Annotated in this window: 14 protein-coding genes, 1 pseudogene and 1 riboswitch; of the genes and pseudogenes, 5 read left to right on the top strand and 10 right to left on the bottom strand. The window is 71.0% G+C overall.

The window, feature by feature from the left end:
• The first annotated feature begins 87 nt into the window (after positions 1–87).
• A complete protein-coding gene (locus QQM39_RS16085) occupies positions 88–1,374 on the top strand; it encodes a D-alanyl-D-alanine carboxypeptidase family protein (RefSeq protein ID WP_302003604.1) in 1,287 nt (428 codons plus the stop codon).
• On the opposite strand, the gene QQM39_RS16090 is transcribed toward QQM39_RS16085, so the two are convergent.
• From QQM39_RS16090 to QQM39_RS16105, 4 genes are read right to left on the bottom strand one after another with little or no spacing between them, the layout of a single operon-like run.
• Complete coding sequence (locus tag QQM39_RS16090) at positions 1,322–2,443, bottom strand: YihY/virulence factor BrkB family protein (protein WP_301997439.1); 1,122 nt, start codon at positions 2,441–2,443, stop codon at positions 1,322–1,324. The genes QQM39_RS16085 and QQM39_RS16090 overlap by 53 nt on opposite strands.
• The gene (locus QQM39_RS16095) at positions 2,431–2,871 is read right to left on the bottom strand and encodes a GtrA family protein (RefSeq protein ID WP_301997440.1); all 441 of its coding nucleotides are present in this window, start codon (positions 2,869–2,871) and stop codon (positions 2,431–2,433) included. Before QQM39_RS16095 ends, QQM39_RS16090 begins: the two co-directional genes overlap by 13 nt.
• Entirely contained in the window at positions 2,865–3,857 is a 993-nt protein-coding gene (locus QQM39_RS16100) for a decaprenyl-phosphate phosphoribosyltransferase (protein ID WP_301997441.1), read from the bottom strand. Before QQM39_RS16100 ends, QQM39_RS16095 begins: the two co-directional genes overlap by 7 nt.
• The gene (locus tag QQM39_RS16105; RefSeq protein ID WP_302003605.1) at positions 3,850–4,353 is read right to left on the bottom strand and encodes a phosphatase PAP2 family protein; all 504 of its coding nucleotides are present in this window, start codon (positions 4,351–4,353) and stop codon (positions 3,850–3,852) included. The genes QQM39_RS16100 and QQM39_RS16105 overlap by 8 nt, the downstream gene beginning before the upstream one ends.
• A 241-nt stretch (positions 4,354–4,594) precedes the next feature.
• On the opposite strand from QQM39_RS16105, the gene QQM39_RS16110 reads away from it, so the two are divergent.
• Entirely contained in the window at positions 4,595–5,950 is a 1,356-nt protein-coding gene (locus QQM39_RS16110; RefSeq protein WP_301997442.1) for an FAD-binding protein, read from the top strand.
• 59 nt (positions 5,951–6,009) lie between these two features.
• Positions 6,010–6,765: a decaprenylphospho-beta-D-erythro-pentofuranosid-2-ulose 2-reductase gene (locus tag QQM39_RS16115; RefSeq protein ID WP_301997444.1), complete on the top strand. Its 756-nt coding sequence runs from the start codon at positions 6,010–6,012 to the stop codon at positions 6,763–6,765.
• 40 nt (positions 6,766–6,805) lie between these two features.
• Here the strand turns inward: QQM39_RS16115 and QQM39_RS16120 are convergent, their stop codons facing one another.
• Both QQM39_RS16120 and trpS read right to left on the bottom strand, forming a co-directional pair.
• Positions 6,806–7,378 (bottom strand): 2'-5' RNA ligase family protein, encoded by a 573-nt coding sequence (locus QQM39_RS16120; protein ID WP_301997445.1) that lies wholly within the window; start codon positions 7,376–7,378, stop codon positions 6,806–6,808.
• 125 nt (positions 7,379–7,503) lie between these two features.
• Complete coding sequence (gene trpS, locus QQM39_RS16125; RefSeq protein WP_301997446.1) at positions 7,504–8,517, bottom strand: tryptophan--tRNA ligase; 1,014 nt, start codon at positions 8,515–8,517, stop codon at positions 7,504–7,506.
• 93 nt (positions 8,518–8,610) lie between these two features.
• Between trpS and QQM39_RS16130 the strand changes: the two are divergent.
• Positions 8,611–8,703, top strand: a pseudogene (locus QQM39_RS16130) (siderophore-interacting protein); the annotation flags it as partial.
• Positions 8,704–8,799: 96 nt separating this feature from the next.
• Here QQM39_RS16130 and QQM39_RS16135 read toward each other — a convergent pair.
• Positions 8,800–10,248 (bottom strand): glycine hydroxymethyltransferase, encoded by a 1,449-nt coding sequence (locus QQM39_RS16135; protein ID WP_301997447.1) that lies wholly within the window; start codon positions 10,246–10,248, stop codon positions 8,800–8,802.
• Positions 10,249–10,279: 31 nt separating this feature from the next.
• A riboswitch (ZMP/ZTP riboswitch) is annotated at positions 10,280–10,381 on the bottom strand.
• Between the two features lie 162 nt (positions 10,382–10,543).
• On the opposite strand from QQM39_RS16135, the gene rocD reads away from it, so the two are divergent.
• On the top strand, positions 10,544–11,758 hold the full coding sequence (gene rocD, locus QQM39_RS16140) for an ornithine--oxo-acid transaminase (protein WP_301997449.1): 1,215 nt from the start codon (positions 10,544–10,546) through the stop codon (positions 11,756–11,758).
• A 25-nt stretch (positions 11,759–11,783) separates the two neighbouring features.
• On the opposite strand, the gene QQM39_RS16145 is transcribed toward rocD, so the two are convergent.
• From QQM39_RS16145 to QQM39_RS16155, 3 genes are all read right to left on the bottom strand, one after another.
• Positions 11,784–12,656, bottom strand: a complete 873-nt coding sequence (locus tag QQM39_RS16145; RefSeq protein WP_301997451.1) for an alpha/beta fold hydrolase — start codon at positions 12,654–12,656, stop codon at positions 11,784–11,786.
• Positions 12,657–12,805: 149 nt separating this feature from the next.
• The gene (locus QQM39_RS16150) at positions 12,806–13,990 is read right to left on the bottom strand and encodes a glutathionylspermidine synthase family protein (protein ID WP_301997453.1); all 1,185 of its coding nucleotides are present in this window, start codon (positions 13,988–13,990) and stop codon (positions 12,806–12,808) included.
• Positions 13,991–14,005: 15 nt separating this feature from the next.
• Complete coding sequence (locus tag QQM39_RS16155; protein WP_301997455.1) at positions 14,006–14,359, bottom strand: hypothetical protein; 354 nt, start codon at positions 14,357–14,359, stop codon at positions 14,006–14,008.
• Positions 14,360–14,614: the final 255 nt, after the last annotated feature.

The raw sequence follows: 14,614 nt of genomic DNA on the forward strand, positions 1-14,614 counted from the left end.
TCAGTATCGCCGTCGGGTGCCCGGTCCCTCGAGCGGGGTGGGGGAAGAAGCGGGACTTCCATGGCAACGGCATGTACGTTCTCGGTCGTGCCCGCACCCAAGAAGACCGTCAGGCGCTCCCTGCTGGTCACTTCCGCCGTCCTGTCGTCCCTCGCGCTGACCGCGCCCGCCTCCTACGCGGCTCCCAAGCCGTCACCGAGTACGAGCCCGTCGGCCACTCCCCCGGCGAACATGTCGACCGTGGGCGGCGAGCGGCTGGGACAGCCCGGTACCCAGGTGAATCTGGCGAGCGGCGTCCCCGTGCTGCCCAAGGATCTGACCGCCCGTTCCTGGGTCGTCGCCGACGCCGAGTCCGGTGATGTGCTCGCGGCGCACAACGCGCACTGGCGGCTGCCGCCCGCGAGCACCATGAAGATGCTGTTCGCCGACACGGTGCTGCCGAAGTTCCCGAAGACCATGGAACACAAGGTCGTCCCGTCCGACCTGGCGGACATCGGGTCCGGGTCCAGCATGGTCGGGATAAAGGAAGGCGAGACGTACTCCGTCCACGACCTGTGGCTCGGCGTGTTCCTGCGCTCCGGCAACGACGCCGTGCACGTCCTGTCGAAGATGAACGGCGGGATCGACCACACCGTCAAGGAGATGAACGAGCACGCCGAGGAGCTTCAGGCCCTCGACACGTACGCGGTGTCGCCCGACGGCTACGACGCTCCGCGCCAGGTCTCGTCGGCGTACGACCTCACCCTGATCGCCCGTTCCGGGCTGCAGAAGAAGGACTTCCGCGAGTACTGCTCGACCGTCACCGCGAAGTTCCCGGGCGAGACGAAGAAGAACAAGAAGGGCAAGTCCGTCCGGAAGTCCTTCGAGATCCAGAACACCAACCGGCTGCTGAGCGGCGACTCCGACATCTCCGTCTACCAGGGCATCGCCGGCGTCAAGAACGGCAACACCACCAACGCCGGCGCCACCTTCACCGGCGTGGCCGAGCGGAACGGCAAGGTGCTGCTCGTCACGGTCATGAACCCCGAGAAGAGCGAGCACAACGAGGTCTACAAGGAGACCGCGAAGCTCTTCGACTGGGGCTTCCAGGCGGCCGGCGAGGTGCAGCCGGTGGGTGAGCTGGTGCCGCCGAAGAGCGCGACGCAGGCCGGCGCGCAGCCCGGTGCGAACGACTCCGGGGAGGCCGGTGGCGCCGGGAGCGCCGAGAAGTCCGCGAAGCCCGCGGTGGGTGCCTCGGCCGCGGGCGGCTCGACGGGCATCGGCGTCGCGCTCGGGATCACCGGCGGGGTGCTGGTGCTGCTCGCGGCGGGCGCGTTCCTGATCAACCGCCGGTGGCCGCTGCCCGACCTGGTGCGCCGCCGGAGCCGCCCCTGACTCCGGGGTTCTCGGGGTCCCCGGGCCGCTCGGGGTCCCCGGGCCGCTCGGGGTCCCCGGGCCGCTCGGGGCGCCCGGGCTTCTCGGCCTCGCCCGCGTCGTCGGACTCTCCTGGCCCCGGCTCCGAAGACTCGCCCGACTCCGCTGACCGGCCCGACCCTGCGGACTCGCCCGAGTCTTCGGAGGAGCCCGAGTCTTCGGCCCCGTCGGCGAGTTCGACCTCCTTGCCCTGCGTCGCCGTCCAGGCGGCGCAGAACACCACCAGCTTCGCGGTGAAGTTGATCCACAGCAGCAGGGCGACCGGCACGCCGAACGCGCCGTACATGCTCTTCGTGGCCACGCCCTGCATATAGCCGCTCAGCAGCAACTTCAGCAGTTCGAACCCGACCGCGCCGATCAGCGCGGCCACCATCAGCCGGCGGCGTGGCGGTTCGACGCCGGGCAGCAGGGTCAGGACGTACAGCAGGAGCAGGAAGTTGGCGAGTACGGCGACAAGGAACGCGGCGATCTGCAGCAGGACCCCGCCCCAGCCGCCCTCGTCGATGCCGAGCTGCCGGGTGATCCAGCCGACCATGGCGGAGGCGACGGCGGAGGCCGCGAGCGTCACCAGTACGGCGCCCCCGAAGCCGACCAGGACGCCCGCGTCCTTGGCCTTGCGCAGGACGGGGTTCCCCTCGTCCTCGGGCACCTCCCACACCGCGCGCAGACACTCGCGCATGGAGCCGACCCAGCCGATGCCGGTGAACAGCAGGACGGCGCCGGCGATGAGGCCGACGGTGCCGGCGTTCTGGACCAGGCCGTCGATGTCGAGCTGGTCGGAGATGCCGGGGACCTGGTCGGTGATCTTGTCTTCCAGCTGGTCCTGCTGCTTCCTGCTGAGCGTCGCGGCGGCGATGGCGGCGGCCACGGTGAGCAACGGAAACAGCGCGACGAAACTGGTGAACGTCATCGCGGCGGCCAGCCGTGTCCACTTCACCCGGTCCATGCGCTCGTACGACCGCCACGCGTGCGTGGTCATGAGCCGGGCCACCATCGGCCCGACGCCGGGGAGTTTCTTCAGCCAGTCCATGACCCGACTCTGCCCTCCGCACGGAAGACCAATGTCCGAGTGCCCCAGAACCGCAGGACTGTAGCCAGGACCATCCCGATTCCTGCCCCGGAGACGGTGTCCGCGCGCTGCGAGGTGAGGCCGAGGCCGTAGTGGCTGACAGCGAGACAGAGGAGCTGTACGAGCGCTCCGGCGATGTTCACCGCGAAGAAGACGGCGTAGGGCCGCAGGCCCCTCGGGTGGGTGTGGCGGTAGGTGCCGAGCGCGTTCCCGGCGTAGGCGACCGTGCAGCCGGCGACGAAGGAGAGGGCTTTGGCGGTGAGGGGGTCCAGGGCGGCGGGGCCGCGCAGGCAGGTGAAGAGGGCGAGGTCGACGGCGTAGGCGAGGAGGCCGACGGCGGCGAAGCCGAGGAGTTCGCGTCGGCCGCCCCACGCACGCGTACCTACCAATTGGCCACCGCCAGCCCGTACATCGCCAGCCACGCCAGGCCGATGACGGCGAGCGCGCGGTCGTGCAGGACGACGTCCTCGGGTTCGCCCGCCGTGCCGCGATCGGCGAAGACGGCGTAGCGCAGGATCGCGAGGATGAAGGCGACCATGGACAGCTGGCGCCAGGGCAGCACGCTGGTGTGCGGGACGCCGCCTTCCTCCAGGGCCCACAGGCAGTAGCCGAGGACGGCGACTCCGGCCGCCAACTGCCACACGAAGCGCAGATAGCCGGTGGTGTACTCGGTGAGCAACGCGCGCGTGGCGCCCGCTTTCCCGGCCATCTGCACGGCTTCGGAGTAGCGCTTGGCCGACACCATGAACAGCGCCCCGAACCCGGTCGTGATGAGGAACCAGCGCGACAGCGGGATGCCGAGCGCGAGCCCGCCGACCACCGCCCGCATCAGGAACCCGGTCGTGACGACGACGAGGTCGACGACCAGGACGTGCTTGAGGCTGACGCAGTACGCCAGTTGCATGCCGAGGTACGCGGTGAGCAGGGCGGCGACGGCGGGCGAGGTCAGCCAGGCCGCGGTGGCCGGCGCGAGGACGGCGAGGGCGCCTCCCACGGCGTACGCGACGGGCACGGGGACCTGTCCCGCGGCGACCGGGCGGTGGCGTTTGGTGGGGTGCGCGCGGTCCGCTTCGGCGTCGCGGGCGTCGTTGACCAGGTAGACGGCGGAGGCGCAGGCGGTGAAGAGGGCGAAGACGAGCGCGAGTTGGGTCAGGGCGCCGGCCGAGAAGAGCTCGCCGGCGGCGGCCGGAGCCGCGATGACCAGGATGTTCTTGACCCACTGCTTGGGGCGCGCGGTCCTGAGGAGGCCTTTGGGGAGCGCGCGGAGGCCGCCTTTGCGGGGTGGTGGTGCGGATGGTCGCGGGGGCGTGCGCTGCTCGTGGAGCAGCGCTTCCCGGTCGCTCGCGGCACTCGTGAGGGGCGCTGCCTCAGTCATGGGCGCTCCCCTTCCTCATCCAGCCCGCCCCGACGCACGCCGTGAGCGCCCCCAGGGCCGCGCCCGCCGCCACGTCCGAGGGGTAGTGCACGCCGACGACCAGGCGTGACACGCACATCGCGGCGGCGAGCGGCGGGATCACGTACGCGCCGAGCGTGCCGTAGGCGACGGCGGCGGCCGCGGCGGAGGTCGCGTGGGAGCTGGGGAAGGAGTGCCGGCCGGCGGTGCGCACGAGGGGCGTGACATGCGCCGGACGCGGGCGGCGCACCACCCTTTTCACCCCCATGCTGACGAGGTGCGCACCCGCGGTGAGCGCCGTGCCGCGCAACCAGGCGCCGCGTCGCCCTCCGTCCACGGCGGCCCCCGCGAGGCCCGCCGCCAGCCACAGCGCGCCGTGCTCGCCGGCCCAGGACAGGGCGCGCGCGGCGGAGGCGACGCGTGGGTCGCGGCCGCGGGCGTGGAACGCCGAAAGGATCCGGCGCTCCGTGCCCCGCAGGCTTCGGCGCTCCGTGCCCCGCAGGCTTCGGCGCTCCGTGCCCCGCGGGCTTCGTCGGTCCGTGCCACCGAGGCTTCGGTGGTCCATGTCGTCGTCGAGGCGGTCCATGTGGACTCACTGTTCACGTCCACATCGTCAGAACTACGAACATATTGGGCGACATCCCATTAATCACCCATTTCGGGGAGGAGAGGAATGTTTCAGAACTACTCGCCCATATAGGGGCGCTACGGTCGCCGACATGCCTGCCGACACCGTCTCCGTCACGGGATGGGGCCGCACCGCCCCCACCACCGCCCGTCTGATCCGCCCACGGACGTACGAGGAGGCCGCGGCGGCCGTTCGGGGCTGTGGGGCCCGCGGGGGCATCCCGAGGGGCCTGGGGCGGGCGTACGGGGACGCGGCGCAGAACGCCGGGGGCACGGTGCTCGACATGACGGGTCTGGACCGCGTCCACGCGATCGACGCCGACGGCGGCACCGTGCTGTGCGACGCGGGGGTCTCCCTGCACCGGCTGATGGAGGTGCTGCTGCCGCTCGGCTGGTTCGTGCCGGTGACGCCGGGCACCCGCTATGTGACGGTCGGCGGCGCGATCGGCGCCGACATCCACGGCAAGAACCACCACGTCTCGGGCTCCTTCTCCCGCCACGTCCTGTCCTTGGAACTCCTCACCGCCGACGGCGAGATCCACACCGTCCGCCGCGGCACGCCGCTGTTCGACGCCACCACCGGCGGCATGGGCCTGACGGGCGTGATCCTGACCGCGACGGTCCAACTCCAGCCGGTGCAGACCTCGTTGATGTCGGTCGACACGGAGCGCGCGCGGGACCTCGACGACCTGATGGCCCGCCTGGTCGCCACCGACGACCATTACCGCTACTCGGTCGCGTGGATCGACCTGCTGGCGCGCGGCGCGGCGACGGGCCGCGCGGTGCTCACGCGCGGCGACCACGCGCCCCTGGAGGCACTGCGCGAAGGCACGCGCGCGCGTAGAGAGCCGCTCGCCTTCCGCCCCTCCCGCCTGCCCGCCGCGCCCGCCTTCGTTCCGGAGGGACTGCTGAGCCGCCGTACGGTCGGCTGGTTCAACGAGCTCTGGTACCGCAGGGCTCCACGCGCGCGTACCGGCGAACTGCAGAAGCTCTCCGCCTTCTTCCACCCCCTGGACGGCGTCCCCCACTGGAACCGGATCTACGGCCGGGGCGGCTTCGTGCAGTACCAGTTCGCCGTCGGGAACGGCCAGGAGGACACCCTGCGCCGGATCGTGCGGCGCATCTCCGAGCACCGCTGCCCGTCCTTCCTGGCCGTCCTCAAGCGCTTCGGGGACGCCGACCCCGGCTGGCTCTCCTTCCCCGTCCCCGGCTGGACGCTGGCCCTGGACATCCCGGCCGGCCTGCCCGGCCTCGCCGTCCTCCTCGACGAGTTGGACGAGGAGGTGGCCGCGGCGGGCGGGCGCGTCTACCTCGCCAAGGACTCCCGGCTGCGGCCCGAACTGCTCGCCGCGATGTACCCCCGCCTGGACGACTTCCGCGCGCTGCGCGCGGAGCTCGACCCGCGCGGGGTGTTCGTCTCGGACCTGGCCCGCCGCCTCGGCCTTTAGAACCCGACCAGAACCCCACACCGGATCTCTCGGACTCTCAGATCTCTCTAGGAGCTGTAGTGAAGGACGCCTTCGGCATCCCCCAGTCCCTGCTCGTCCTCGGCGGTACGTCCAAGATCGCGCTGGCCACCGCACGCCGCCTGATCGCGCGCCGCACCCGCACGGTCTGGCTGGCGGGCCGCCCGTCGCCCGCCCTGGAGCAGTCCGCGGCCGATCTGCGCGCCCTGGGGGCCGACGTGCACACCGTGGCCTTCGACGCGCTGGACCCCGAGTCCCACGAGGCGGTGCTCGGCAAGGTGTTCGCGGAGGGCGACGTCGACATGGTGCTCCTCGCCTTCGGAGTCCTCGGCGACCAGGCGCGCGACGAGCGTGAGCCGCTGAACGCGGTACGCGTGGCCCAGACCAACTACACGGGCGCCGTGTCGGCGAGCCTGGTCAGCGCCGGCGCCCTCCAGTCCCAGGGCCACGGCTCGCTCGTCGTCCTCTCCTCCGTCGCCGGTGAACGGGCCCGCCGCGCCAACTTCATCTACGGCTCCAGCAAGGCCGGCCTCGACGCCTTCACCCAGGGCCTGGGCGACGCACTGCACGGCACCGGCGTACACGTCATGGTCGTACGCCCCGGGTTCGTACGCTCGAAAATGACCGCAGGCCTGGACGAAGCCCCCCTCGCGACCACCCCGGAAGCGGTAGCCACGGCCATCGAACTGGGCCTGCGCCGACGCTCGGAGACGGTGTGGGTCCCGGGCGCGCTCAGGGTGGTGATGTCGGCACTGCGGCACGCGCCGCGGGCGCTGTTCCGAAGGTTGCCGGTCTAGCGCAGGGGCGCTGTAAGCGCCCCTCAGGGGCCCGGCACTCCTAGCGGAGCGTCTCGCGCTCCACATGCCCCGCCTGCGGCGGCACCACCGTGCCCCCGAAGGTGAAGTCCCTCAGCTTGCGCCACACGCCGTCGGCGCCCTGTTCGTAGAGGGCGAATCCGGTGCAGGGCCACTCGGCCCGGTAGTCGGCCAGTTCCTCGAAGGCGCGGTCCATCGACTCGTCGTCGATTCCGTGCGCGACCGTGACGTGCGGGTGGTACGGGAACTGCAGTTCGCGCGCCACGGGCCCGGAGGCGTCGCGGACCTGCTTCTGCAGCCAGGTGCAGGCCTCGGCGCCCTCGACGACCTGGACGAAGACGACCGGCGAGAGGGGCCGGAAGGTGCCGGTGCCGGACAGCCGCATCGGGAAGGCACGGCCGGCGGCCGCGACCTCCTCGAGATGGGCCTCGATCGCGGGCAGCAGCGAGGCGTCGACCTCTGTCGGCGGCAGCAGCGTGACGTGCGTGGGGATGCCGTGAGCAGCGGCGTCGCCGAAGCCCGCGCGCCGCTCCTGGAGCAGGCTGCCGTGAGGCTCCGGGACCGCGATCGACACGCCGATCGTTACGGTCCCCACGTCGTCTCCTGTCGTCTGTTGGTGAGCGTGAGTGGCCGCCGTGGCAGCCACTCGGCTATCGACTGTACGGCTACGGCCGTGCTGCGGGCAGGCGCAACCGTAGTGATATGCAGCGCTGTACGGGCTCAGTGCTTCGCGGGCAGGAAACCCACCCTGTCGTACGCCTGGGAGAGCGTCTCCGCGGCGACGGCGCGCGCCTTCTCCGCGCCCTTGGCCAGGATCGAGTCCAGCGTCTCCGGATCGTCCAGATACTGCTGGGTGCGCTCCCGGAAGGGCGTCACGAACTCGACCATGACCTCGGCGAGGTCCGTCTTGAGCGCACCGTAGCCCTTGCCGTCGTACTTCTGCTCCAGTTCCGCGATTCCCGTCCCCGTGAGGGTCGAGTAGATGGTGAGCAGGTTGCTGACGCCCGGCTTGTTCCCGACGTCGTAGCGGATGACGGTCTCGGTGTCGGTGACCGCGCTCTTGACCTTCTTGGCGGTGGTCCTGGGCTCGTCGAGGAGGTTGATGAGGCCCTTCGGCGTCGACGCCGACTTGCTCATCTTGATCGACGGGTCCTGAAGGTCGTAGATCTTCGCCGTCTCCTTGAGGATGTACGGCTTCGGGACGGTGAAGGTCGGGCCGAAGCGGCCGTTGAAGCGCTCGGCGAGGTCGCGCGTGAGCTCGATGTGCTGGCGCTGGTCCTCGCCGACCGGGACCTCGTTGGCCTGGTACAGCAGGATGTCCGCGACCTGCAGGATCGGGTACGTGAACAGGCCGACGGAGGCCCGCTCGGCGCCCTGCTTGGCGGACTTGTCCTTGAACTGGGTCATGCGGGAGGCCTCGCCGAAGCCGGTGAAGCAGTTCATGACCCAGGCGAGCTGGGCGTGCTCGGGGACGTGGCTCTGGACGAAGAGCGTGCAGCGCTCGGGGTCGAGTCCGGCCGCGAGGAGCTGTGCGGCGGCCAGGCGGGTGTTGGCGCGCAGTTCCTTCGGGTCCTGCGGGACCGTGATCGCGTGCAGGTCGACGACCATGTAGAACGCGTCGTGGGTCTCCTGCAGCGCCACCCACTGGCGGACGGCGCCGAGGTAGTTGCCGAGGTGGAACGAGCCTGCGGTGGGCTGGATTCCGGAGAGCACGCGGGGTCGATCAGAGGCCATGCTCACCATTCTCTCAGGTGTCGGGGACCGATCCGGAACCGCTCGGAAACAGATGTGACACAGGTGGGAACCGATCCGGTCCGAACGCACGCCGGCCGGTTCAAGGACGGCGCGGCGTTCAAGCCATGGCTGCCGGCGATCGTCGCCGATGAGACGAGGAACACAGTGCGCACGGCAGCCCGCCGCGCGGCGGCCCGGCCGGGAGCCGGACCGCCGCGGGAGAAGCCACGACAGGAGTCGATCGACCTGGACCGGTGAGGCCCTCGGCGCGTCGTGCGGCCGTCAGCCGAGGTCGATCTCCGGGTACAGCGGGAAGCCGGCCACGAGGTCGGTGGCGCGGTGGGAGATCTCGTCCGCGATCTTCGGGTCCAGGACGTGAGCGGCCTTGGACGGGGCGCCCGACTTGGTCGTACCGGGCTCGGTGGTGGTGAGGACGCGGTCGATGAGGGCGGCGACCTCGTCCATCTCGGCGGTGCCCAGGCCGCGGGTGGTCAGGGCGGGGGTGCCGATGCGGATGCCGGAGGTGTACCAGGCCCCGTTGGGGTCGGCCGGGATGGCGTTGCGGTTGGTGACGATGCCGGAGTCGAGGAGCGCGGCCTCGGCCTGGCGGCCGGTGAGGCCGTAGGAGGAGGCGACGTCGATCAGGTTCAGGTGGTTGTCCGTACCGCCGGTCACGAGGGTCGCGCCCCGGCGCATCAGGCCATCGGCCAGCGCCCGGGAGTTGTCGACGATGCGCTGGGCGTAGTCGCGGAAGGACTCCTGGCGGGCCTCGGCGAGGGCGACGGCCTTGGCGGCCATGACGTGCGGGAGCGGGCCGCCGAGGACCATCGGGCAGCCGCGGTCGACCTGGTCCTTGAGGGAGTCGTCGCACAGGACCATGCCGCCGCGCGGGCCGCGCAGCGACTTGTGGGTGGTGGTGGTGACGATCTGGGCGTGCGGGACCGGGTCGAAGTCGCCGGTCAGCACCTTGCCCGCCACCAGGCCGGCGAAGTGGGCCATGTCGACCATGAGCGTGGCGCCGACCTCGTCGGCGATCTCGCGCATGATCCGGAAGTTCACGAGGCGGGGGTAGGCGGAGTAGCCGGCGACGATGATCAGCGGCTTGAACTCGCGGGCCGACACGCGCAGCGCCTCGTAGTCGATCAGGCCCGTGGCGGGGTCGGTGCCGTAGGAGCGCTGGTCGAACATCTTGCCGGAGATGTTCGGGCGGAAGCCGTGGGTGAGGTGGCCGCCGGCGTCCAGGGACATGCCGAGCATGCGCTGGTTGCCGAAGGCCTGGCGGAGCTCGGCCCAGTCGGCCTCGGAGAGGTCGTTGACCTGGCGGACGCCGGCCTTCTCCAGGGCGGGGGCCTCGACGCGGGCGGCGAGGACGGCCCAGAAGGCGACGAGGTTGGCGTCGATGCCGGAGTGGGGCTGGACGTAGGCGTGGCGGGCGCCGAAGAGCTCGCGGGCGTGTTCGGCGGCGAGGGACTCGACGGTGTCGACGTTGCGGCAGCCGGCGTAGAAGCGGCGGCCGACGGTGCCCTCGGCGTACTTGTCGCTGAACCAGTTGCCCATCGCCAGGAGGGTGGCCGGGGAGGCGTAGTTCTCGGAGGCGATCAGTTTGAGCATCTCGCGCTGGTCGGCGACCTCCTGGCCGATGGCGTCGGCCACCCGCGGCTCGACGGCGCGGATCACGTCGAGGGCGGCGCGGAAGGCGGTGGACTCGGTGGAGAGGGGCTCGGCTGGCATGGGGACCTCCGGACGTCGTGTGCAGCGTTCACGGTACGGCCCAGGCGCACGGCACTCGGTGCTGGACGAAGGGTCCAGTGGGCCGCTCCCCGATGGTCGGTCCCATCCCAGCGCGCCAGTCACGGCCCGTCGATCAGCCTACCGGGCGCGCCGACGGGGCATGGTCCCGCGTCCGCCATCCGAGCAACGATAGGAAGGGGCCGCAAAGCACTCGTAAGGCCGGAAATGGACAGTGGCCGCGAGCCTCGTGCCGGCCGGGACACGAGCCCTCGTGGTGGCGGAAACGGAGAGCCCAGTGAGCACGTCGAGCACCACCGAATCCCTGATCGCCGCGGTCGACGCGCACAGCGCCCACAACTACCACCCGTTGCCGGTCGTGGTGGCGACGGCGGACGGGGCGTGGATGACGGATGTGGAGGGGCGGCGGTATCTGGATCTGCTGGCCGGGTATTCGGCGCTCAACTTCGGGCACGGCAACCGGCGGATCCTGGACGCGGCGAAGGCGCAGCTGGAGCGGGTGACGCTGACGTCGCGGGCGTTTCATCACGACCGGTTCGCGGCGTTCTGCGAGCAGCTGGCCGAGCTGTGCGGGATGGAGATGGTGCTGCCGATGAACACGGGGTCGGAGGCGGTGGAGACAGCCGTGAAGACCGCCCGGAAGTGGGGTTACCGGGTCAAGGGTGTGCCGGCGGAGATGGCGAAGATCGTGGTCGCCGGGAACAACTTCCACGGGCGTACGACGACGATCATCAGCTTCTCCACCGACCCGGAGGCGCGGGCGGACTTCGGGCCGTACACGCCGGGCTTCGAGATCGTGCCGTACGGGGATCTGACGGCGATGCGGGAGGCGATGACGGAGAACACGGTGGCCGTGCTGCTGGAGCCGATCCAGGGCGAGGCGGGGGTGCTCGTGCCGCCGGCCGGTTATCTGCCGGCGGTGCGGGAGCTGACGCGGGAGCGGAACGTGCTGTTCGTGGCGGACGAGATCCAGTCGGGGCTGGGGCGCACGGGTCGTACGTTCGCGTGCGAGCACGAGGGGGTGGTGCCGGATGTGTATGTGCTCGGCAAGGCGCTCGGGGGCGGGGTCGTGCCGGTGTCGGCGGTGGTGTCGTCGGCCGAGGTGCTCGGGGTGTTCCGGCCCGGGGAGCACGGGTCGACGTTCGGCGGGAATCCGCTGGCGTGCGCGGTGGCGCTGGAGGTGATCGCGATGCTGCGGACGGGCGAGTTCCAGGAGCGGTCGGCGGAGCTCGGCGCGCATCTGCACCGGGAGCTGGGGCTGTTGGCCGGGACGGGGCGGGTGACGGCGGTGCGGGGGCGCGGGCTGTGGGCGGGGGTCGACATCGCCCGGGCGTTCGGGACCGGGCGGGAGGTGGCGGAGAAGCTGATGGACCGGGGTGTGCTGGTGAAGGACACCCAGGGGGCGACGGTCCGTATCGCGCCGCCCCTGGTGATCGGGAAGGAGGATCTGGACTGGGGGCTCGCCCAGTTGCGGGGAGTGCTGGGGGTGTGAGTCGGCCGTCGTCCGCCGCCCGGCTTCAGCGGTGTGCGGTGTGGTCGAGGATCGCGGTGGCGAGGGGCTTGTGGGTCTCGGGCGGGAGTGCGTGGCCCATGCCGGGGATCTCGACGACGTGGGCGCCGTGGATCGTCTGGGCGAGGTGGTGGGCGTGCGGGAGGGGGAAGACCGGTTCGGCGGGGGCTGAGACGACGAGGGTGGGGACCGTGGTCCGGGCGAGTTGTTCGGTACGGAGCATGCCCGAGTAGTCGGCGCGGCCATGGGCGTCGCCGGGCCGGTGATGGCCGGTGTGGGCGATGACCTTGTGGTCGAGGGTGCGGAAGTAGTCGGCGTCGAAGGGGATTCGGCCGCCGGACAGGAGCCGCCAGTGGGCGACCCGTCGGTCCAGTTCCGCCTCCCGGCCCTCGTCGGTCCACGGCTGGGACCACAGTTCCATGATGCGGGGGTCCACGCCGGGGAGTTCCTCCGCCGGGGTGCGGGTGCCGTCCGGGTGGCGGTACGGGGTGTCGCTGAGGGCGCCCGTGCCGATCAGGGTCGCGCTCAGCAGGCGGTCCGGGTGGTCGGCGATCAGGAGCTGCGTGAGCATGCCGCCCAGCGACATGCCGACGACATGGGCACGTGCGACGCCGAGGCCGTCCAGGACCGCGAGGGCGTCGTCGGCGAGGGTGGTGAGGGGGTAGGGCCGGTCGTCGTAGGCCCAGGTGGAGCGGCCGGTGTCGCGGTGGTCGTAGCGGATCACGCGGTGCTGGGCGGCGAGGAGGCCGACCAGTTCGTCCGGCCAGCCGAGGCCGGAGGCCTGCGCGCCCATGATCAGGAGGAGCGGGGGCGCGTCGGGGGCGCCGTGGTCTTCCGCCCAGAGGCGGATGCCGGGTGCCGCGTTGATGGAGTGTTCCATGGGGCTCCCTCTGGTCTGCGATTGGGTGCCGGGCTTCCGTCGATGCGAGGAGAGGAGAGGAGAGGAGAGGAGAAGGGAGACGGTGAGAGACGAGACGTATCGTATTGCATCGATGCTGCATGCGCCACGCAGTTTTCGACGTACGGGCGTTACAGGATCACGTGCGGCAGGAAGCGGGCGTACTCGTCGGTGATCAGGCCGGACGACTCACGGATGCCGAGGCCGGCCGACTCGCCCTCGACGACCCAGGCGCCGAGGACGACGTGGTTGCCGTCGAAGGCGGGGAGCGGGGCCAGCTGCTGGTAGCAGCAGGGCTCGTCACGGACGACGGCCTCGGTGCCGGGTTCGTGGATCGTCACGCCCGCGCCCTCCCGGCCCAGCAGGGGCTTGGCGACGTAACCCGTCGTGCCCGCCAGCTCCCTCGGTCCGTCGAGGTGGGCGGGGAGGAGGTTCGGGTGGTCCGGGTAGAGCTCCCAGAGGACGGCGAGGAGGGCCTTGTTGCTGAGGAGCATCTTCCAGGCGGGCTCGATCCACAGCGTCGTACCGGTGCCGCCGCCGTTGTCGAGGGTGTCGAGGACGTGGTCGGCGAAGCGGTCGGTGGTGAGCCACTCCCAGGGGTAGAGCTTGAAGCAGCTGCGGATGAAGCGGAGTTGGTTGTCGACGAAGCGGCCGGAGAGACGGTCCCAGCCGATCTCCTCCATGGAGATCCAGCTGGTGTCCAGGCCCGCCTGTTCCGCTGTCTCCTTCAGATAGGCGACCGTCATCATGTCCTCGCCGAGTTCGTCGGCCGAGGAGTAGGCGAAGTAGAGGGGACTGCCGGGCGGGAGCAGGGCGGACTGCTTCTTCCAGGCGGCGACGAGGCGTTCGTGGAGGGAGTTCCACTGGTCGGCGCCGGGGAAGCGCTCCTCCATCCAGAACCACTGGGGCGAGGCGGCCTCGACCAGCGAGGTGGGGGTGTCGGCGTTGTACTCCAGGAGTTTCGCCGGGCCGGTGCCGTCGTAGTGGAGGTCGAAGCGGCCGTAGACGGAGGGGAGTTCGGCGCGCCGGCGCCAGGCCTCGGCGACGGCGTCCGCGACGCGTGGGTCGGTGATGCCGAGGTCGGCGAAGCGGCGGGCGGCGACGATGTGTTCGGCCGCCGTCAGGCACATGCGGTGGAGTTCCTCGACGACCTCCTCCAGCGCCTCGACCTCCTCCAGGGAGAAGACGTAGTGGGCGCTCTCGTCCCAGTACGGGCGCAAGGAGTTGTCGGGGTAGCGGGTGAGGGGGTAGATGAGCCCCTGTTCCTCGACGGTCTGCTGCCAGCCGGGGCGGGGCTCGATCGTGCGGCGCTCCATCTGTACGGCTCCTACTCAGCCGCCGCTGCTGCCCGAGCCCGAGCAGCCGAAGCCGCCGCGGTCGACGGCCTCGCTGCGGCTGAAGGTGCCGAAGTCGGCGCGGCCGTCGTCGGTGTCGGCGTCGTAGTACCAGGCGGCGTCGGAGCCGGTGGTCTTCTTCTTGCCGCTCCTGGCGTACGACGAGCTCGAACTGGTACCGAACGTGCAGTTCTTGTCCGCGATGATCTTGTAGCCCTCGTAGGTGTAGCTGTCGCGGTCGACGCAGCGGCGGTCGGGTTCCGAGCCGCAGGAGGTCAGGGCCGCCGCTACGACTCCCATGCCGCCGAGCACGACCGTGCTCGAGCGCAGCCTGCGTCGCGTTTCCGCCATGCGTGTCTCCCCCGTCGAACCGGTTGTCGTCCGGCGGACAGCTTAGAGATCGGTGAGAGTGCGGCTGCCGGAGGGCCGCCCTTCTCCCGCTTCCCCACTGTCGCTTTGGGTAGTTCGGGGTGTTCTGTGCGCCGGTGCGGCGATCCTGCCCGTCCCCGCTTCGGCCGGAACGGCCCTCGCTCCCGGACGGGGGGCGGGCCGAATACCGCCGATGCGCGCCAAATATCGATCGCGCACATTTTCCGGCCGTCCGGC

Origin of the sequence: Streptomyces sp. DT2A-34, from assembly GCF_030499515.1 — a bacterium.
Classification (GTDB): Bacteria; Actinomycetota; Actinomycetes; order Streptomycetales; family Streptomycetaceae; genus Streptomyces.